Genomic DNA, 19,315 nt, shown 5'->3' with positions numbered 1-19,315 from the left:
ATTAGATAACAATCAATTGGGCGCGCAGAGCACCGGCCTGCTGCAGCGCTTCGAGGATCGCAATGAGATCACCCGGCGCAGCCCCGACTTTATTGACCGCCGATACCAGCTCCTGAAGAGTTATGCCGGGCTCCAAAAGAAACATGCGGGCGCTCTCCTCAGCCAGGCTGACCTCCGAATCCGGTGTAATCGCCGTTTGTCCGCCGCCGGCAAAGGCGCCGGGCTGACTGACATTGATGTTCTCCGAGATAGTGACGGTCAAGTTGCCGTGGGCCACCGCCGCACGTTCGACACGCACTCGATCGCCAATCACTATCGTGCCGTTGCGGGAGTTGATCACGACTTTTGCCGCCGCCGCACCGGGATCGACCTGCAGGTTCTCTAAAATGGACACAAACGCCACCTTGTCACCCGGATCGCGTGGCGCCTGCACTTCAATCGAAACTGCGTCCATAGGTTTAGCAATGCCCTCTCCCATGCTGGCGTTAATACTCATTGCTACACGCTGCGCCGTTGTGAAATCCGGCGAGTTGAGATTCATCACCATGACTGGCTCAGTGCCGAAGGGGCTGGGAACACCGCGCTCTACGATCGCGCCATTGGGAATACGTCCGGCACTGGGAACATTGACCGTAACGCTGGAGCCGTCAGAACCCTCGGCGCCAAATCCGCTCACAATCATGGAGCCTTGCGCAATAGCGTAGGTCTCGCCGTCCGGGCCTTTAAGCGGTGTCATCAAAAGCTGTCCACCACGAAGACTTTTGGCGTTTGCCAAAGACGACACCGTGACATCGATAGTCTGCCCGGGCTTGGTAAACGGCGGCAGCTCTGCGGTGACCATCACGGTCGCAATGTTTTTCAACTGCGGATTCACGTTGGCCGGAACGTTCACGCCCAGCTGCGCCAGCATGCTCTTGAGACTTTGAATCGTAAACGGCGCCTGAATCACCTGGTCACCACTACCATCCAGGCCTACCACCAGGCCATAACCCACCAATTGGTTAGTCCTCACTCCGGCAATGCCGGCGATATCTTTAATGCGCTCGGCCTGAACCGGCGTCGCCATCACCAGCAGCGTGAGCAGTGCAGGCAGTATTCGCTGAATAAGCGTCATTGTTCGCATGCCAGATTCTCCAGACATCAGAAAGGCATCAAGGGGCTCATGAAGAACCTCGTGAGCCAGCCAGGGGTATTGCTCTCGTTAAGGATGCCGGTGCCGCCGTAAGAAATACGCGCGTCAGCGACTAGAGTAGATGGGATGGTGTTGGTCGGACTCAGGTCCTCTGGACGAACAATGCCGCGCAGCCGGATGTACTCATCCCCTTGGTTGATCTTGATCCACTTCTCGCCCTGAATCTCGAGATTGCCATTGGGCAATACCCTGGAGACCTGCACGGCGATGGATCCGTTGAGTCGGTTGCTTTGATTACTGGAACCTTCACTTTCAAAAGCGCTGGACGAAGAAAGCTCAGTACCGAGGTTGTAGCGTCCGTTGTTAATGGTCACCGGCGCACCGAACACCGTCGGATCGACGATGCTGACGCTACCGTCCTTGCTCACATCGGTGTCCGCACTTTTAGTCGCCGATGTCGACTCCACCAGTACCACGCTGACGATGTCACCGATCTCATGCGCGCGCACGTCTTCAAACAAAAACATACTGCGATTGGATGCGTACAAGCTGCCAGTGACAGGCGCCGTGGACACCGTGACTTCCGGGTATTCAATAGGCTCGATCTTCACGTACTCCGGAGGCGAGTCGCTCTCGACGCCGGCGCAGCCGGCCAGCAAAGCGGCGGCGATCCAAACTGTGTTACGCAAACTCGTCATCACTACGGCCTATAGGTTATTGGAAATGTACTGGAGCATTTGGTCGGCGGTAGAAATCGCCCGGGAGTTCATCTCATAGGCACGCTGGGTCTCGATCATGTTCACCAACTCCTCCACCACATTCACGTTGGAGCTTTCCACGTAGCCCTGCGAGAGTGTTCCCAAGCCATTCAAACCGGGGTTGCCCGGCTGTGGCGCGCCACTGGCGCCGGACTCCAAAAACAGGTTCTCGCCCCGGGCCTGAAGACCCGAGGGGTTGATAAAATCCGTCAGCTGCACCAGACCGATCTGGGTCGAAGCGGCAGTACCTGGCTGCTGCACAGATACCGTGCCGTCGTTTGCGATGGTGACCGACAACGCATCCTGGGGGACGGTAATCGGCGGCTGAACCTGATAGCCCGCCGAGGTCACCACAATGCCCTGATCGTTAATCTGAAAAGAACCATCGCGGGTGAAAGCCTGATTACCATCTGGCAGCAAAATTTCGAAAAACCCACGGCCCTGAATCGCAATATCCAAAGCGCTGTCGGTCTTCGTCAGATTACCCTGGGTAAACAGCTTTTCGGTGGCGACTACTCGCGTACCGGTACCGATCTGTAAACCCGATGGCAGCAAAGTGTCCTGCGATGACTGAGAACCCACCTGCCGAACATTTTGATAGATCAAATCCTCGAAAATCGCCCGGCCTCGCTTAAAGCCGGTCGTTCCGACGTTAGCCAGGTTATTGGCTATGGTCGACATCTTGGTTTGCTGGGCATCAAGACCCGTCTTTGAAATCCACAGTGACTGATTCACTTATCTTCTCCTTTGCCTGCAAACTATGATTGCAGGCGCATCAGACTGGCGCTGGACGTGTCAACGTCCTCCGCAGTCTTCATTAACTTTACGTAGTGCTCGAATTGTCGAGACAGCTCGATCATGCGCACCATGGCTGTCACCGGATTGACGTTGCTGGACTCCAGCGCGCCGCTGACCATTTTGACGTTGCCATCGGCGACCGATGGCAATCCACCATTAGTGGTTAACAAGCCGTACTCACCTTTCGTCAGATTTTCGGTCGCTGGATTTACTAACTTGATTCGATCCAGTACCGCCTGAGCGTTAGGCAACTCTCCCAAGGGCACTATAGAAACGGTGCCATCGCTACCTATGGACAGGGAGCTAAATGGCGGCAGAGCAATAGGGCCATCATTGCCCAGCAGTGCCTCACCGGCTCCGTTGACCAACTGGCCCAACTCATCGATGCGAAAGTCTCCCCGACGAGTCACTCCCTCTCCACCATTACCACTGAGGGACTGCACCGCAAACCAGCCTTCGCCATTGATCGCAAGATCAAGATCTCTGCCCGTCTGCTCCAGGACACCCTCTTTAAAATCAACGCCTGTGTCGCGGATCACGTTGTAGGCGCGAGTCTCTGCACCCGCACCGCGAAGGTAAACAGTTTCTGCTTCCACCAGATCCGCTTTGAATCCGGTGGTGGACGCGTTTGCCAGATTGTGGGCATTCGCCGCCTGCGCAAGCATGGACTCCTTGGCGCCAGCGGCGGCGATGTAAACGAAATGATCCATGGCTGATTAGTCTCGAGTGATCCTACGATTACCGGAGGTTAATAACGGTCTGGGTAATGGCGTCTTCTGCCTGAATCACCTGCGCGTTAGCCTGGAAGTTCCGCTGGGCGACAATCAGATCAACAAGCTCCTGAGTGATCTCCACGTTGGAATCCTCCAGAGCTGCCGATTGCACTGCACCGAGGCCAGATGTTCCCGGTTCACCAACGTTCGGTGAGCCCGAAGAAAATGTCTCAACCCAGTTAGTGTCGCCCACCGGCTGCAAGCCGTTTTGATTGCTAAAGCTGGCAAGGGCTATTTGCCCCAGTGCTCGCGACTCACCATTGGTGTACCGCGCAAACGCAACACCGGACTCATCAATTTCCAGACCACGAAGCTGTCCGGCAGAAAAACCATCCTGAGTAACGCTCGACACCGCAAAAGATGTACCGAACTGAGTCGTCAGCTGCAGATCCACCGCAAAGGTTTGTGCGGATGCGCCGTTAGCAACACCGGTGCTGTCTACCGGCGCCCAGGCAGTGACGTCAATCTGGGTGGGCGACGCAGGGTCAAACTGACCGTTAGAGGTGAACTGCAAGGTAATTGGATCGCCTACGGTTCCGGTACCAGGATCCTGACTTTGGCCATCAATCAGTGAATACACTTCCCACTCGTTCGGATTGGCCGTCTTGACGTAGTACAGACTTAGAACATGTGGGTTACCCAGACTGTCATAGATCGTGGTCGACGTTGTGGCATTAAAATCGGCCGGGCTAGGTGATGTAGCCGGAGAGGCAAAAGCATCGTAAGGGCCGTTCGTGGTGAAACCGGCGCCGGGGCTCACTTCCCGCGAGTCGAGGTTACTCGTTAAGCCTACGCTGCCTGTAGGATTAGGATCGATAAGCGAGGTATCAATCTGAATGTCACCCAACTGCCCTGTGACGTCACCACCCGCATCCACCTGAAAACCCTGCAGCCGTGAATTTTGGTTAGAAACCAGAAAGCCTTCTCGATCTACCTGAAAGTTACCTGCACGGGTGTACTCGATCGCACCCTCTACGCTGAGCTGAAAAAATCCGTTGCCGTTAATCGCAAGGTCCAGAGAGTTATTGGTAAAGGTAATGTTTCCCTGACCAAACTCCTGGGTCACTCCCGCGAGCGCTACGCCTTTACCGATCGCGTTTGACCCGGCGCCGAGGAGGCTCGTCGCATAGACATCAGCAAACTCAGCACGTGAGGCTTTAAAACCCGTGGTAGATGCGTTGGCTATGTTGTTACTGACGACACCAAGATCAGCGGTTGCCGCATTGATGCCTGAGATTGCTGTACTAAACGCCATACTGACTCTCCTTCAAGAGTGGTTTCGCTATAAAAACTGCTTAACTTGTTCCAGTGCTACATTGCTGCCGTTGGCAAGGTTCAGAGTTACCGCTCCCTGAGCCCCATCCACAGCAACTGAATCAACCCGTTGGTGTGCATAAACTGATACCGCGGTGCTTTGCCCGTCCACCACTGCCTCAGCAGAAACCCGATAGGTACCCGGTGGCAAAAGCTCTCCCTGCGCGTTACGACCATCCCAACGCACCGGCAGTTGCCCCCCGGCTGACGGCGGCAAGGCCGAGCTGTACACAAGACGACCCGCAAGGTCCTGCACGAAGAAGTTGCCGCCCGAGGTACTACCTCCAAACTCCACGGTCGCGTCTAAAACCAGGCCCAGCTCACCTTCAGCATCAGCCACCTCGCTGAGCGACCCCAGATTGCTGTCCGTGACAACGCTGCGACCAACCAAAGATGCTGCCTGCAGGGCCTGCCCACCACTTAGGGCATTGCTCAAACCCGAGAAGCCTTCATTCAGTTCCTGAATACCCGAGACCGTGCCGAACTGGGCTAGCTGTCCCATAAACTGCATATTGTCCATGGGCTTGGACGGATCCTGGTTTTCGAGCTGCGCCACCATCAGGGTCAAAAAATCATCAGAACCCATATCTTCGACGGAGCCGGCTTTTTCATTGCCCAAAGGTGTGGAGGACGGAAACAGCTCATTGATTGATGTTAGTGAATCCATTGTTAGTCGTTGCTCCGTGTGAACTTAGCGGCCAAGAGTGAGAGTTCGAAGAATGAGCTGTTTCGCGGTATTCATGGCCTCGATACTGTCCTGATAGGATCGCGAGGCCTCCATCATGTTGGCCATTTCTTCAACGCTGTTGATCGCCGGACGGTAGATAAACCCCTCATCGTCTGCCATGGGGTGTGTTGGCACGTACTCCCGCACCGCCGGTAGATCCGACTGCGTGATGCCAGAAACCCGCACGCCTGCAACCGCGTCCATACCACTACCGGTCCGAAGCTCGTTGAGCATGGTTTCGAAAACGGGGTATTGCGCTCGGTAGGTCTCCTCAGCACTGCTGCTAACCGCATTAGCGTTAGCCAGGTTGCTGGATATGGTGTTGAGTCGCGTGCTTTGCGCATCCAGAGATGTTGCTGCCACGCTAATAGCGTCAAATAAGCTCATGATTTATGGCGTCCTTAAACTTGTCCGCGGATGGCCGTGCGCAAACTATTGATGCGCCCGTCCAGCAGATTCAAACTCGCCTGGTAACGCATGGCGTTGTCCATGAACTCCGCATGCTCGCGCTGCGACTCCACGGTGTTACCGTCCAACGAGGGCTGTGAGGGCAGGCGATACATCGGCTCCACACTGCCCGGCGTGCCTGAGGTGTTCAGGTGCGCGGCATGGGTGCGAGTCATTTCGTCCTGTGCCCCACTGGCACTGCGCATGGCTGCAGAGAAGTCAATGTCCCGCGCTTTGTAGCCGGGAGTGTCAGAATTGGCGATGTTGGCGGCCAAAAGCTCTGTCTTCTGCGCCCGAAGTGCCAGAACTTGTGGTGAGATCCCCAAAGCGCTGTCTAGTGTTCCCATTTCAATAACGTCCTTCGTGATGCTTCATGCGTATCCATTCAAATCTCATGCCAAATAAAAATTATTAATAAAAACAATATTTTAAGGGTATTCATGAGGGCCTGAGCGCGGCAATGCTTAGCCGCAGCGGCAAGCTTTGCCACCCCGGCAAAGCCGACATCGACACAGAGGCCCACTTGGGATTTTTGGCGATGGCATGAAACCTGCTGCGCAAGTTGTAAACCCGTTTCAGAAGCAGGAAGCGTCAGATAAATGACACAAGTCCTTAACAGTAGACTGCACGACAGTAAAGCAGAAGGGTCTCAACCAGCCCGAAAAATCCTGCTCGCCCTCATGACCGGTCTCGCCCTGCACAGCTTCGCAGCCAATGCTTCGCAGACAGCACAACCCCACGATGACATTCTCAATCTCGTGGAGTTCGCTGCACTTCAGGCCGCATCAGAACAAGGTCTGGACCGCGTAGAGGTTCGAGTCCGCCCTCTGGATCAACGGCTCCGTCCCACGCTCTGTGATCAAGAACTGGAGATTGTTCGTCCGCACAGTGGCCGGGTGTTGGGTCCCGTCAGCTATGGCGTACGCTGCAGTGGCAGCGTGCCCTGGACCCTGTATCTGCGCGCAGAAGTCAGTGCATCACTGGATCTTCCAGTGCTGGTAAGAGCGCTGCCTCGGGGCACGATCCTCGGCCCCTCAGATTTTGAAATAGTGACCCGACGAATAACCACGCGGGCCAATGACATCATCATTGACCCCGCTATGGCCGCCGGCATGGAGCTAAAACGCCCCCTGCCTGCGGGATCGACGCTACGACATGGACACGTGGACCTTCCGGAGCTGGTAACCCGCGGCCAGATGGTCACCCTGATTGCGGGTGGAGCTGGGGTAGAGGTGCGCATGCAGGGTAAAGCGATGGGAAGCGGTGCAAAGGGAGACCGCTTACTGGTGACCAACCTCGTATCTGGTCGTCGCGTCGAGGGCCTGGTGCTGTCTGATGGCAGTATTCGCATACCGTGATAAGGCCCACAGAAGCGCAGGACTGCAGGAACACGAAAAGGGGCTGAAATCAGCGATTGTGCTAAACTTTTTACAGTTTCTGTCGCTACACAGACTGAAATCGAAAATATTGATCGTAAAGCCCCGTATAGCGGCCGACGACAAGATGGAAGAGACATGAATCCGGTAGACAACAACGTCAATATTCGCCAAACGCGCAGCGACACCGAACAAGTGACTCGCCGTGGCACCGATGTGAATGGCAGTGCGGGCACCGAATCATCGTCGGCAACCAGCGGTGAATCTGTCTCGATTACAAGCACTGCATCAGACCTGCTGTCGCTCGAGAATCAACTGCGCGAGTTGCCCGGCGTTGACCAGGCCCGGGTAGACAGCATTCGACAGGCGATCAGTGACGGTAGCTACGAAGTAGACCCTGCCCGCATTGTCGACAGCCTGCTTCAGAGCGAAGTAGAGCTCGGCTAGACCGAGACTTCCTGCGCATGAGCGCTGACTCAGGACAACTAACCCCTCTTTTAAAAGCTGAATTGAGCACTTTGACGGCGCTTGAACAGGCTCTTGACGCTGAGCATCAGGCTCTCGTCAATAATCAGGTTGAAGAACTTGAGCGCGCCACCACGACAAAGAACGCCGCCGTCGCTGCACATCGAGCACAACAGGAGCGACGTATCGGCTGGATGCACGGCCTTGGCCTAAGCCCAGACAGCCCTCTTGGAGACCTGGTAAGTCACTGCGGCGACAATGCGACAGATATTGACCTGCAAAACCAGTTAATCAGCCTGGCAACCCAATGCCAGGAGAGCAATCGTCGCAATGGGGGCTTAATTCTTCGCTTACAAGACCGCACCCGCGGCGCGCTTGATGTCCTGCGCCGTGAGGACGGAGGCCCTGATTTGTACTCCCTCAGCGGATCTCGAGAACACCAAAGCGACAGTCGAACGCTGGGTAAAGCCTGAACCTACCCCCGCACCACACCCGCGACATACATGACATAAATTTGACAACACCTGCGCTGCGACGGACATCGCGTCGGACGCTTATGTCAGTTTATTGGCACAAAATAATTAAAAGAAATAAAATCCTAAAAATTCCGTGAAATTGCTCCTAAAATACAGCTAAATCCATAAAAATACCTGGCACGACGATTGCTAATACAGCTTTAACGCAAACAACAATGACCGACCAGTGTCAGCGATAAGGCCCAAGCGATGGAAAAAGTAATCCCCTTTAGCAGTAAGCCGAACACCGATGCCGTAGCAGCCAACACACGTGCACACTTACCCACGGGTCAAGCGCTGGCTGATTTACCCAACAGCTGGAACGGTGGAGCCGAACAGCAACTCCTGCTGATGCAGCGCTTGATAGGTTGCAACGAGGTGGAATCGCTAATCTCCTTGTTTTTTCGCTGGTGCAGTGATTTGGGACTGGCAGATGGGTTGACCTATGAGGCCATAACCGACGCCGCGGACCTAAATCTTGGCAACCGTCGTCACCACAATGCCAACTACACCTTAAATCTGGACCAAATGGCGCTCGGTCGCGTCACTCTATGTCGCCGGGAACGCTTTAACGAAAACGAGCTGCTGAGCGTAGAACAGGCACTGGGAACCCTGTCTCGCTGTCTGCGCACCGCTATCGAGTTTCAAACTCTTCAGGAGATGGTCACGCAGGATGCTCTTACGGGGCTTGGCAATCGCCTGTCTCTTCATCAATGGATTGAGCGAGAACTATCGCGAACCCGACGACACAACAGTCCGCTTGCTCTAATGATGATCGACGTCGATCATTTTAAAAAAATCAACGATGCAGTCGGACACATTGGTGGCGACCATGTGCTCAAGACCATCGCCAGCGTCTTCAAGCGAAGCACTCGCGGCTCTGACCTACTGTTTCGTTTTGGTGGTGATGAATTCACCATTTTGCTGCCACACACCGATCTGCAAGGTGCCTGCGATGCGGCTCGACAAATTCGCAACAACCTTGCGCGCATCAGCGACGACGAGCTCGCTCTCGATACCGCTACCAAGGGACTACGCCCCGACGTCAGTATTGGTATCGCAGACTATCGCCCGGGAGATACACAAGACAGTCTGCTACAGCGCGCCGACACCCGGCTTTATCACGCCAAAGCCCAAGGACGCGGAGCGGTATGCAGCAACGTTTAAACAATCGCTGGCTTAGCGAGGAGCTCATTGCGGCCGTCAGGCTAAGCTCCGAAGAGCTTAACGCCCTGACCCAGCCGCCATTTGACAGCGAGCTTGAGCCTCGCAGTGAGCTCCAGTCAACTCAACAGGGACATCGGCGAATGTGGCAACACATTGCTACCGTGCTGCTGTTATTGGGCAGCGCAGCTTTCAGCTATCTCGCCTGGAGCCAAGCTGAACTACCCCCAAACCTGAGCAACTCTCCTGGGCAGGCCTTGGGGCCGCCGAGCGAACTCGTAGATCAAACGAACGTGCACGCGCTGCGCGTTGCGAACCGGGAGCTGCAACTGCGTATCGCTGAACTTCAGGCACGAATCGCCAAAACCGCCCCCTGAAGATCACGCCAGAGCGACTCGGCGAACTAAAGCTAGCCCAGAGACGCCAGCATTTCCTTACGGAAAGGCACCAGTCCCGCGGTGTCACCGTCACGGACCTTATTGCTCCAGTCAGCATTGGCTAGCATTGCACGCCCTACCGCCACCAAATCAAACTCCTCGGCCTCAAGTCGCGCAATCAATTCATCGAGTGACGCAGTTTCGGCCTCTTTAAAGGTAACTTCGCCCGGCGCTGGAATGAAATCAGCATTAAGGCCCACACTTCCCACAGTGATGGTCGGCTTGCCGGTGATTTTCTTTGTCCAACCCGCCAGATTAAGATTTGAACCCTCAAACTCCGGCTCCCAGAAACGTCGCTGAGAACAATGAAAAATATCCACACCGGCCTCTGACAAAGGCGTCAAGAATTGCTCGAGCTCCTCGGGAGTCTCAACAAGCCTTGCGTTGTAGTCCTGCTGCTTCCATTGAGACCACCGCAAAGCAATAGGAAAGTCGGGCCCTACCGCATCTCGGCAAGCAGCGACGACCTCACAAACAAAACGTCCACGATTATCAAGCGAGCCTCCGTAGCCATCTGTGCGCTGATTAGTGCCTTCCCAGAAAAACTGGTCCAACAGGTATCCGTGGGCGCCATGAATCTCCACCGCGTCAAAACCGCAGGCTTTGGCATCCCGGGCACCCTCGGCGAAGGCCTGCACGACATCATCAATGTCCTGCTGAGTCATTACATGTCGATTCACCTTACCCGGAACATTCATACCCGACGGTGCATACCCGTTAACATCGCCCTCAGGCATGGTGCCTGCCCGACGCATACCACCGACATGCCATAGCTGAGGCGCAATTTTGCCCCCCTCGGCGTGAACGGCGTCCGCCACTTTTTTCCAGACCGCCAGACGCTCCTCACCCCAAAAATACGGAACATCCGGGTAGCCATTGGCTGCGATATGGTTAACGCAGGTACCCTCGGTAAAGATAAGTCCCGTACCGCCAGCTGCACGCTGCCGGTAATACTCAACGACGCCGTCGTGAGGCACATTGCCCGGCGACAAATTGCGGGTCATGGGCGCCATGACTGTGCGGTTGGCAAGCTCGAGTTTGCCTAAGGTGAAGGGCTCGAAAAGGGCACTGTTGTTGGACATGAAATCTCCCTGATGAAGTTAAAAAATATGTAGAGGGACAGTTGAAACCCGTTCCTCAGTCTATGATTATTCGCTGACTTAGTAGCGGCAAAGCAGCCTAGCTTAGCGCTACAAAGAATGCCATCTGACCTTGGCGATACTGCGTATCTACAGCACCATTACCTTTGAGCCTGCTATGCGCGCTATTTACTGGTTTCGCAATGATTTGCGACTTCATGATCATCCGGGACTTGTCGCTGCGTCCGCAGCAGACGAGCTGCTGCTGGTGTATCTGTGGCCAAAGCAACGCCCCTGGTGCAACACCCAGGGACTTGGAGAGCAACGCGAGCGTTTTATCTCTGAGAGCCTCGTTGAGCTGTCAAAAGACCTGCAACCCCTGGGTCAAAATTTGTTGGTCCTCCAGGGCTCACCAGAGCTTGTTATCCCTGACCTGGTCCGGGACTACGGCATCGACGCGCTGCATACCAGCCAGTGTGCAGGGAGTTACGAGACGCGAGCACTTCGGGTGCTTCGCGAACGCCTGGACATCCCGGTGCTTGAGCATAACGGCAATACACTGTTCAAAGAACAAGATATCGCGGCTCTTGGTCCCGAACTACCCCAGAGCTTCTCGCCCTTTCGACGCAAGGTAGAGAAGCAACTGAACGCCGAGGAGCCTTCGCGCAATCTACCGCAACTACCAGCGCCCCCTGCGGTGCAGTTCCACCACATACCCGCCGCGCGCACAAAACCACCGCTGGGCTTGCCACTGCGGGGGGGCAGCCACGCAGGGCAGCGGCGGTTGAAACAATTCCTCGAAAGCGGCGCTATTCGACAGTACAAAGAAACGCGAAACTGCCTTGACCCCCTGGAAGGGAGCTCCACGCTATCCCCTTGGCTATCTATGGGCAGCATTTCTGCACGGGAAGTTGCGGCGGCCGTGCGCGAGCACGAAGCTGCTCAGGGATCGAACGAATCCACCTACTGGCTGTATTTTGAATTGCTATGGCGGGAGTACTTTTTTTGGCGGGCGCTTCGCGACGGCGTCGCGCTGTTCCGCCACGGCGGGCGAGAAGGCGCGGTGTCACGGTGCACCTTTGAACCTCGAAATTTCGCCCGTTGGTGCGCTGGGGACACCAACCATGCATTGGTCAATGCACTGATGCATCAACTCGTAGCCACCGGTTGGATGAGCAATCGCGGACGTCAGATTACAGCCAGCTGCCTCATCCATGAGTTCGGCATCGATTGGCGTTACGGCGCTGCATTCTTTGAAAAACATCTCATTGACTACGACGTAGGCAGCAACTACGGGAACTGGCAGTACATTGCAGGCGTTGGCGCGGACCCTCGCGGTGGACGGGCCTTCAACATCGAAAAGCAGACAGCCCAGCACGATCCGGACGGTGTGTTCACCAAAAAGTGGGACGGTGATCGACCCGCACAGCCCATGTACGTCACTGATGCGGCAGACTGGCCGATCTCGCCCACGAACTGATGGGCCACCGTAGATCGTCAAAAGCGCCTTCAAAAGGTCGGGTGCAGCCACGCAAGCCAAAACCCGAAAAAATCTGCCCGGTCTGCGAACGGCCATTTCATTGGCGGGCTCGCTGGAAGAATAACTGGGAGCAGATCGTATATTGCTCCCGGCGCTGTTCAGGCCAACGCGGGCAGAAAGCAGGAACGCTTAATCCAGCACGGTAGCCAAAATCTGATCACCCCAATCAACGATAGCCTTGCGATCTGCGACATCACGCTTCTTCCAACCACCAACAATCAGGCCCATACGAGCATTCTTTGTCAAATAGTCCTGATGTCTATCGATGAAGTGCCAGTAGAGGCTGTTGTAAGGACAAGCTCCCTCTCCCGTAGTTTGCTTGGGATCATAGCGACAAGCTTTACAGTGATTGCCCTGTCGCTGAATGTACTTACCCGAGGCTGCATAGGGCTTGCTCGCCATCAAGCCCTGATCACCATGCAGGGCCATGCCTAGCGTGTTGGGCAACTCCACCCACTCAAAAGCATCAACATAAACAGCCAGATACCACTCACAGACTTCGGCAACATCCAGCCCGGCAAGCAAAGCAAAGTTTCCAATCACCATCAGTCGTTGAATATGATGCGCGTAGCCAAGCTCTAAACTTTGCCCCAATGCCTGAGACAGGCAGCGCATATCGGTATCTCCGCTCCAGAACCACTGCGGCAGCTTGCGCTTGGCATCAAAGGTGTTTCGCTGAGCATACTCTGGCATTGCGTGCCAATAGATTCCCCGCACATACTCGCGCCACCCCAAAACTTGCCGGATGAAACCCTCGGCCGCCGCCAAAGAGCAGTTCCCCTCTCGCCAGGCACTCTCGACCTGCTGGCAAACAGGCAAAGGCTCCAGAAGACCGATATTGAGATACATGGAAATCAAGCCATGGAACATCCACGGCGACTCTTCTGCAAGCGCATCCTGGTAGTTCCCAAAGTTTTCTAGCGCATGCGCACAAAACCAGTCGAACTGCGCTTGCGCATCCTCCGAGGTCACCGCCATACGAAACTGACTCAGGTCTCCGGGATTACTGGCAAAAGACTGATTGACCAGCGCGATGACGTCTTGGGTGATTTCATCCAGAGCCACCATCGGTCTATCAGGCACCTCTACCTGCCCACGCCAGCCGCCGCGATTGTCCGCGTCGTAGTTCCACTTACCTCCCTCGGGCTCGCCGTCTTTATCCAAGAGCAGGCCATATTTTCGGCGCATCTCCCGATAGAAATACTCCATACGAAACTGTTTTCGGCCGCTTGCCCAGGACTCAAAGTAATCCCGAGATGCCAAGAATCTATCGTCCTCTTGAATGAGCACGGGCACAGCAAACTTTGATTCCCAGCTTTGCATTTCAACGAGGAGCCGATGCTCACCGGGAGCGGTAGCCAGCACAGCTTCGGCCGCAGACTCTTTCAGGCCCTCTTCGACCGCCGCATAGAGCGAGGGCACAGCCTCATCGAAGCTGCGGTAAATAACCTTAAAGCCCTGCTCTCTTAGCTTGGCAGCAAAGTGACGCATCGCACTAAAGATCAGTACGATTTTGTGCCGATTGTGGGGAACATAGCTCGCCTCCTCGGCGACCTCTGCGAGCAAAATCCAATCACGTTTGGCATCGGCGCTCGCAAGCACCGGGTTTGCCAGCGACAGCTGATCGCCCAAAATCAGGCGAAGCGTAGGAGTACTCATAGCCAGCGCTGCATCAGTGCGTTGACATTAACTCGGGCATTCATCTTTGCCGCGAGCATAAATATTCCGCCAAGCTTGCGATGAAAATACACAACGTCCGTGGGTGGAGCGTGCCAAAAATCCGCATATTCCGTAGCCTTTTTACCCAACGTCGACAGACGCTCAGGCATAGTGGAAGTACCGAAATCATAAAGCCGGTCCTCACGCAGTGGCTCCAGCGCTAAAAGCAAAAGCTCCAGCACCAATTCGCGATAGTGAGAGTCTTCATCCCCCATGGAGTAGCCGACTTTTTCTGCCGCCACCGTCATAGCTTCGCGATCGCCGTGCACTGCAGCCACCGCAAGCTTGCGATAGTTATTCACAAAACGCGCCTTAAAATCCCGGGTAGCACCAAAGTCCAGAAGAACGATTTCTCCGGTAGACCAGCGATACTGGTAATTGGCAAAGTTTGGATCGGTCTGGACCATTCGCAACTCAAAGAGTTCGGTGAGCAGTAGCTCCACAAGCGCAGAAACCACACGATCACGCTCTTCCTGCGAGCGCCTGGCGATAGCTTCTATGGGGCCACCGGCGACGTAAGTCATAGCAAGGACGTTTTTGCGCGTAAGATCCGGCACCAATTCGGGAAGAATGAATCGCTCATCCTGCCCCAAAACCTCGTTGAAACGCTGCAAGAACTTCGCTTCTTTGAGATAGTTGGCTTCGTCCTCTAACTGGCGCTTGGCGTCATCCAGCAGTGGCTGAATATCTGCCTGCTCAGGCAACAAGCCAGAAATACGCAACACAGTCGCGATATTGTCGACGTCACTCGCAATGCTCTTTCCAACCCCGGGGTACTGAATCTTCAGCGCCAGCTCTCGGCCATCATGGTCCACAGCACGGTGCACCTGCCCGATAGATGCCGCTGCGATGGGATAACGATCAAACAGATGGAACTCGCTCTCCCAATCTGCGCCATAAGCTTCAACCATCGCTTCCTCGAGCTGAGACTCGGGCATACTCGTTCCCTCGGAACGCAAACTAGCGAGAATATCCGTCAGCTCCTTGGGCAGCAGCTCGCCAGAATCCATGGACAGAATCTGACCCAGCTTCATAGCGGCTCCACGCATCTCCGAAAGCTGCTTGGTCACTCTCCTGGCATTGCCCGGCGTCAAAAGCAGATCGCGTCGGCTTGGGCGATTTCCTGCGCGTAACTGCCGTGCGCCCTCAGCCAACATGCCTCCGGCAACGCCACCTGCAAGACGGGCCACTTTTGCAAATCGTCCCGTGCGGCTTGTCGGCACGGCTTTTCCTTTAGAGCGCGGCTTGTCTGGTGAATCTGTCATTGCTCACTCCCACCGCCAATCCATCCATCGATGTAACGATGCGCTATCTCATGGCCATTAAACTCAGCATTGAGGACGGTGATAAAAGTGAACACGCCGGTAAGCTTACGCACGATGAGCGCAAAGTCCCTGGACGGCGTCGCAAAATGTCGCGTGGCCGCCGAACTCGCAGCGTGCTTACCCACCCGCTGCATAAGACGCGATCGCCCCCAGCAGTACTGGCCCTTTGCATTGAGGTACTCAGCCGGCAGATTCTCCGGGTTTGCCAGGGGCTCTAACAACATTTCGCAAAACTCGCAGAAGCTTTCGCGAGCAAACTCTGTGGCATCAGCCTTGAGGCAACCCAAACCCACGAGGCTGTCGGCCAACAATTCACGGTCCCCGGTCTGGCCCGCTGCGATGGCGTCTCCGAAGTGGCGGCGAAAATCGTCATCACAAGCCAAAGTTGACCCAAAGTCCAAAAGCACCAAACGATCGACAGTAGCTTCGCTGTGAATGAGATAGTTACCGAAATTTGGATCTGTCTGCAGCACGCCCCATTCATAGAGCTCAATAAAGAACAGCTCCAGCATGGCCTGCCCGAGGGCATTGCGACGGCTCTGCGATAAGGCGGCGACCTCTGGCTGGGTGACCCGGTGCCCGTGGACATACTCCAGCGCCAGAATGCTGTCGCTGCAAAAATCATCTACGACCTCTGGTACGTGATAGCAATCACTGGCGGCGAATCGCTTGCGAGCCTCCCGGGTCATATTTTTTTCACGCAGGTAATCGATCTCGTGGTGCAGCTGCTCACGCATATCCTCAAACCAGGCATCGATCTCGCGTCCTGCTTTGATCCACCGCGTTAAAAGCAACATACGAACAACCGCATCGAAGTCGTCATCGATCACCGCGGCCAGTCCGGGGTATTGCACCTTTAGCACCAACTCGTAGCCATCACTTAGCCGGGTGGCGTGATGCACCTGCGCCAAAGAGGCCGCCGCCAGCGGCTCGGTGTCTATCTGAAGCTCGCGATAACGCGCCCCGAGACTGTCCCGAACAGAAGGTTCAAGCTCTGCCCAGGGTAGAGGATGCGTTTGAGAGTCAAGGTCATGAAGAGCATCTGTCAGCGGCTCGGGGAGAAAATGCTCACCAAGCAAGGCCATCATCTGACCTATCTTGACGTAAGTGCCCTTGAGCCTGCCAAGCTCTGCCGTGAACCGGCGAGCCTCCCGGCGCATCAACTCACTATTACCGCTGTCGTCACCGCGCAGGCGCCCCACGGCAGAACCTATTGCGAACGCTCCGCCTGCACGGATTCCTGCCAGAGACACGGCAAGCCCTCGACCGAAGCTGCCCCGGCGTATTGAAGATCGTTTAGTCATAAGGCTTGTTACGCAATATAGCCCGCTTGGGATTCAGCGGGCTGCTAACTGTCCATAATATGAACTAGTCGTCGATCAGCAAAGCCGCTAAGCGCTGACGGTGATGCTGGGCGTCGCCAAACTGCTGCTGCGCCCACTGAGCCCTGCGGATAAACAGTTGCGCATCACAGTCCCAGGTAAAGCCCATACCTCCATGAAATTGCACCGCACGGTCGCCGGCGAACTTCAGCGCCTCGGTGGCCTGCGCTTTGGCCATCCGGCAAGCGATCTCCTGATCCTTGGCGAGCGCCTCATCGGTGATCAGAGAACTCGCGTGGTAAATAAATGAGCGCGCCGAATCCATCATTGTAAGAATCTCGACACTGGGATGCTTTAAGGCCTGATATGAGCCAATGAGCTTTCCAAACTGCTTTCTGGTCTTAAGATACTCAACGGTCACATCCAGACAGGCAGCGGTAGCACCTGTGCTTTCGGCGGCCACCAACAGTGCACCCAGAAGGCGGTAATCCCGAAGCGCCGATGACACAGACTCGCCAGACACCAGCAAAACAGGCTGCACATTCACAAATCCCACATCGGCGGCTCTGTGCGTATTGTCGATGAGCACTCTTGGACTAATCGCTTGCGCACCAAGGTCTCTGGCATCTACCACCGCTATCGCACTTGCATCCTCAAAGGTGATGAGCACCGCAATCCAGCGCGCGCTCTGGGCATCCATCACCATCTGTTTTCGACCCTGCAAAAGTCCTGCATCATCAACAAAGCACCCAGACGGTCCGTTCCAGTCCTCAGACTCAAGCTCGGCAACGCAGGCAGCATCACCTGCGGCGATACCCGCAAGCACATCAGCGGCCGCGCTAGCGTCGGCGCGAAGCAGCAGCTGTGCTGTAAGCAGCGTTGATATAAGAGGCGTACCCATAAGCGCCTTACCCAAACTCTCGGCAACCGGTACAGCGGCACCGATTCCAAGACCTGAGCCACCGATTTCTTCGGGCAAGCCTATTCCCGTCCAGCCCATCGCGACCATCTCTTCCCATACCTGGGGGCTATACTCCAGAGGTGATTCCAAGTGCTCCCGCGCAGCATTCAAACCACCGCGGTCGGCACAAAAGCTCCGTGCATAGTCCAGAAGCATGCTTTGCTCTTCGTCAAAACGCATTGCTGTATTCCCGATCACTGACATAACGCGCCCCTTACTTCGGCAGGCCGAGCACGTGCTCGGCAATAATGTTGGCTTGTACCTGGCTGGTACCTCCGCCAATGGTGGCGGAGAAACTATTCAGATACGCGCGCTGCCAGAAACCGCCTTCCCGAGCGCGGTCATCCCCAACAAACAAAGCCCCATCGGCGCCCTGGGCGTTGATCGCAAACTGGCGCATGCGCCGGGCGTACTCGGTCCAGCGCAACTTGTTAGATAAAGGAAGTGACATTGGATAATCACTGGTCAGCGCAGAGATACCTGAGCGCCGATCTCCCAGCGCAATCGCTTTCTCCTCCATGATCAAAGAAACCAACTGGTCGCGCATTAGTGGATCATCAAGGACCGGGCGCCCATCACGCTTAACATCGCGTAATTGATTCACCAGGTCATCGATCACGATGCGAACAAATGCGAGCCCCCCGGCTGCCCCGGCCTCTGCTCCACGCTCGTACTGCAGGGTTTTCATCGCGATTTTCCAGCCCTCACCTTCGGCGCCCATCAGACAGTCGGCAGGAATGCGGGCATCGGTAAAGAAGGTCTCAGTAAAGCCGTACTCGCCCGTGAGCTTTCGGATAGGTCGCGTCTCAACACCCGTTACCGTCATAGGAGCCAGAAAAAAGGACAGGCCGTCGTATTTACGCTCTGCCTCAGGATTACTGCGCGCCAACAAAATCATGTACTTGGCGTAGTTCCCCATGGTCGTCCAGATTTTGCTGCCATTAATGACGTACTCATCGCCATCGCGTTCGGCACGGGTGCGGGCATTACCCAGATCCGAGCCATGATCGGGCTCCGAAAAACCCTGACACCAAATGTCCTCAGCGCTCAAAATACCCTTTAGGTACCGCTGTTTTTCTTCTTCGGTGCCGATGTCGTTGATCAAGGGGCCCGCCCAGCCAAGACCGATAACGTTAAAGCAGATCGGCACCGCCTGGCGGCGCATTTCCTGGTCAACCACCGACTGATAAACCGCATCGACACCCTGACCACCATGTTCTTTTGCCCAGGCCATCCCCAGGTATCCCGCAGACCAAACCTTGTGCTGCCACTCGCGAAGAAAATCCAGCTGTTGCTCCGAGCCTACTTCCATAAAGGTTTGCGGTAACAAAAAACCGGGATCACCGGGTTTATTGGCCTCGAGCCAACTTGCCACCTCACGACGAAATTCTTCTAATTCTTTAACTGCAGCGTTCATGACGAAGGTTCCATAGTTGTTGAGACAAAATTAAATTGAGACTGGG

Annotated in this window: 21 protein-coding genes; 7 read left to right on the top strand and 14 right to left on the bottom strand. The window is 55.4% G+C overall.

Annotation, left to right across the window (positions count from 1 at the left end; genetic code table 11):
- Window position 1 precedes the first annotated feature (1 nt).
- From R0135_RS16180 to flgB, 8 genes are all read right to left on the bottom strand, one after another.
- A complete protein-coding gene (locus R0135_RS16180; RefSeq protein ID WP_407347937.1) occupies window positions 2-1,123 on the bottom strand; it encodes a flagellar basal body P-ring protein FlgI in 1,122 nt (373 codons plus the stop codon).
- Window positions 1,124-1,140: 17 nt separating this feature from the next.
- Window positions 1,141-1,830 (bottom strand): flagellar basal body L-ring protein FlgH, encoded by a 690-nt coding sequence (gene flgH, locus R0135_RS16175; protein WP_407347936.1) that lies wholly within the window; start codon window positions 1,828-1,830, stop codon window positions 1,141-1,143.
- A gap of 9 nt (window positions 1,831-1,839) precedes the next feature.
- Window positions 1,840-2,571, bottom strand: coding sequence for a flagellar basal-body rod protein FlgG (gene flgG / locus R0135_RS16170; RefSeq protein ID WP_407349939.1), 732 nt, complete (start codon window positions 2,569-2,571; stop codon window positions 1,840-1,842).
- 77 nt (window positions 2,572-2,648) lie between these two features.
- On the bottom strand, window positions 2,649-3,398 hold the full coding sequence (locus tag R0135_RS16165) for a flagellar basal body rod protein FlgF (protein WP_407347935.1): 750 nt from the start codon (window positions 3,396-3,398) through the stop codon (window positions 2,649-2,651).
- Between the two features lie 28 nt (window positions 3,399-3,426).
- The gene (gene flgE, locus R0135_RS16160; protein ID WP_407347934.1) at window positions 3,427-4,716 is read right to left on the bottom strand and encodes a flagellar hook protein FlgE; all 1,290 of its coding nucleotides are present in this window, start codon (window positions 4,714-4,716) and stop codon (window positions 3,427-3,429) included.
- Between the two features lie 27 nt (window positions 4,717-4,743).
- On the bottom strand, window positions 4,744-5,442 hold the full coding sequence (locus R0135_RS16155; protein WP_407347933.1) for a flagellar hook assembly protein FlgD: 699 nt from the start codon (window positions 5,440-5,442) through the stop codon (window positions 4,744-4,746).
- 24 nt (window positions 5,443-5,466) lie between these two features.
- Complete coding sequence (gene flgC, locus R0135_RS16150) at window positions 5,467-5,889, bottom strand: flagellar basal body rod protein FlgC (protein ID WP_407347932.1); 423 nt, start codon at window positions 5,887-5,889, stop codon at window positions 5,467-5,469.
- A gap of 14 nt (window positions 5,890-5,903) precedes the next feature.
- Window positions 5,904-6,296 carry a flagellar basal body rod protein FlgB gene (gene flgB / locus R0135_RS16145; RefSeq protein WP_407347931.1) on the bottom strand — a complete coding sequence of 131 codons (393 nt, stop codon included), beginning with the start codon at window positions 6,294-6,296 and terminating at the stop codon, window positions 5,904-5,906.
- Window positions 6,297-6,548: 252 nt separating this feature from the next.
- On the opposite strand from flgB, the gene flgA reads away from it, so the two are divergent.
- The 5 genes from flgA (at window position 6,549) to R0135_RS16120 (ending at window position 9,846) form a co-directional block, all read left to right on the top strand.
- Window positions 6,549-7,307, top strand: a complete 759-nt coding sequence (gene flgA, locus R0135_RS16140) for a flagellar basal body P-ring formation chaperone FlgA (protein WP_407347930.1) — start codon at window positions 6,549-6,551, stop codon at window positions 7,305-7,307.
- A 156-nt stretch (window positions 7,308-7,463) separates the two neighbouring features.
- A complete protein-coding gene (gene flgM, locus R0135_RS16135; RefSeq protein WP_407347929.1) occupies window positions 7,464-7,772 on the top strand; it encodes a flagellar biosynthesis anti-sigma factor FlgM in 309 nt (102 codons plus the stop codon).
- A 17-nt stretch (window positions 7,773-7,789) separates the two neighbouring features.
- Window positions 7,790-8,263, top strand: coding sequence for a flagella synthesis protein FlgN (locus R0135_RS16130; RefSeq protein ID WP_407347928.1), 474 nt, complete (start codon window positions 7,790-7,792; stop codon window positions 8,261-8,263).
- Between the two features lie 252 nt (window positions 8,264-8,515).
- Entirely contained in the window at window positions 8,516-9,472 is a 957-nt protein-coding gene (locus R0135_RS16125; RefSeq protein ID WP_407347927.1) for a GGDEF domain-containing protein, read from the top strand.
- Window positions 9,457-9,846 (top strand): hypothetical protein, encoded by a 390-nt coding sequence (locus R0135_RS16120; RefSeq protein ID WP_407347926.1) that lies wholly within the window; start codon window positions 9,457-9,459, stop codon window positions 9,844-9,846. The genes R0135_RS16125 and R0135_RS16120 overlap by 16 nt, the downstream gene beginning before the upstream one ends.
- 32 nt (window positions 9,847-9,878) lie before the next feature.
- Here the strand turns inward: R0135_RS16120 and R0135_RS16115 are convergent, their stop codons facing one another.
- Window positions 9,879-10,988 carry an NADH:flavin oxidoreductase gene (locus R0135_RS16115; protein ID WP_407347925.1) on the bottom strand — a complete coding sequence of 370 codons (1,110 nt, stop codon included), beginning with the start codon at window positions 10,986-10,988 and terminating at the stop codon, window positions 9,879-9,881.
- A gap of 130 nt (window positions 10,989-11,118) precedes the next feature.
- On the opposite strand from R0135_RS16115, the gene R0135_RS16110 reads away from it, so the two are divergent.
- Both R0135_RS16110 and R0135_RS16105 read left to right on the top strand, forming a co-directional pair.
- Window positions 11,119-12,465, top strand: a complete 1,347-nt coding sequence (locus R0135_RS16110) for a DASH family cryptochrome (protein ID WP_407347924.1) — start codon at window positions 11,119-11,121, stop codon at window positions 12,463-12,465.
- Window positions 12,465-12,671 carry a DUF2256 domain-containing protein gene (locus R0135_RS16105; protein WP_407347923.1) on the top strand — a complete coding sequence of 69 codons (207 nt, stop codon included), beginning with the start codon at window positions 12,465-12,467 and terminating at the stop codon, window positions 12,669-12,671. The genes R0135_RS16110 and R0135_RS16105 overlap by 1 nt, the downstream gene beginning before the upstream one ends.
- Here R0135_RS16105 and R0135_RS16100 read toward each other — a convergent pair.
- From R0135_RS16100 to R0135_RS16080, 5 genes are all read right to left on the bottom strand, one after another.
- Window positions 12,655-14,184 (bottom strand): cryptochrome/photolyase family protein, encoded by a 1,530-nt coding sequence (locus tag R0135_RS16100; RefSeq protein ID WP_407347922.1) that lies wholly within the window; start codon window positions 14,182-14,184, stop codon window positions 12,655-12,657. The two genes, R0135_RS16105 and R0135_RS16100, sit on opposite strands and share 17 nt — an antisense overlap.
- Window positions 14,181-15,509: an ABC1 kinase family protein gene (locus R0135_RS16095; protein WP_407347921.1), complete on the bottom strand. Its 1,329-nt coding sequence runs from the start codon at window positions 15,507-15,509 to the stop codon at window positions 14,181-14,183. The genes R0135_RS16100 and R0135_RS16095 overlap by 4 nt, the downstream gene beginning before the upstream one ends.
- Complete coding sequence (locus R0135_RS16090) at window positions 15,506-16,873, bottom strand: ABC1 kinase family protein (RefSeq protein ID WP_407347920.1); 1,368 nt, start codon at window positions 16,871-16,873, stop codon at window positions 15,506-15,508. The genes R0135_RS16095 and R0135_RS16090 overlap by 4 nt, the downstream gene beginning before the upstream one ends.
- Window positions 16,874-16,937: 64 nt before the next feature.
- Window positions 16,938-18,056, bottom strand: coding sequence for an acyl-CoA dehydrogenase family protein (locus R0135_RS16085; protein ID WP_407347919.1), 1,119 nt, complete (start codon window positions 18,054-18,056; stop codon window positions 16,938-16,940).
- Window positions 18,057-18,066: 10 nt separating this feature from the next.
- On the bottom strand, window positions 18,067-19,269 hold the full coding sequence (locus tag R0135_RS16080; protein WP_407347918.1) for an acyl-CoA dehydrogenase family protein: 1,203 nt from the start codon (window positions 19,267-19,269) through the stop codon (window positions 18,067-18,069).
- Between the last annotated feature and the right edge of the window lie 46 nt (window positions 19,270-19,315).

The sequence above is a fragment of the Congregibacter variabilis genome, assembly GCF_045689235.1.
GTDB lineage: Bacteria > Pseudomonadota > Gammaproteobacteria > Pseudomonadales > Halieaceae > Congregibacter > Congregibacter variabilis.
Note: the sequence above shows the minus strand (reverse complement) of the source record. Positions and strands in the feature narration are given on the sequence as shown.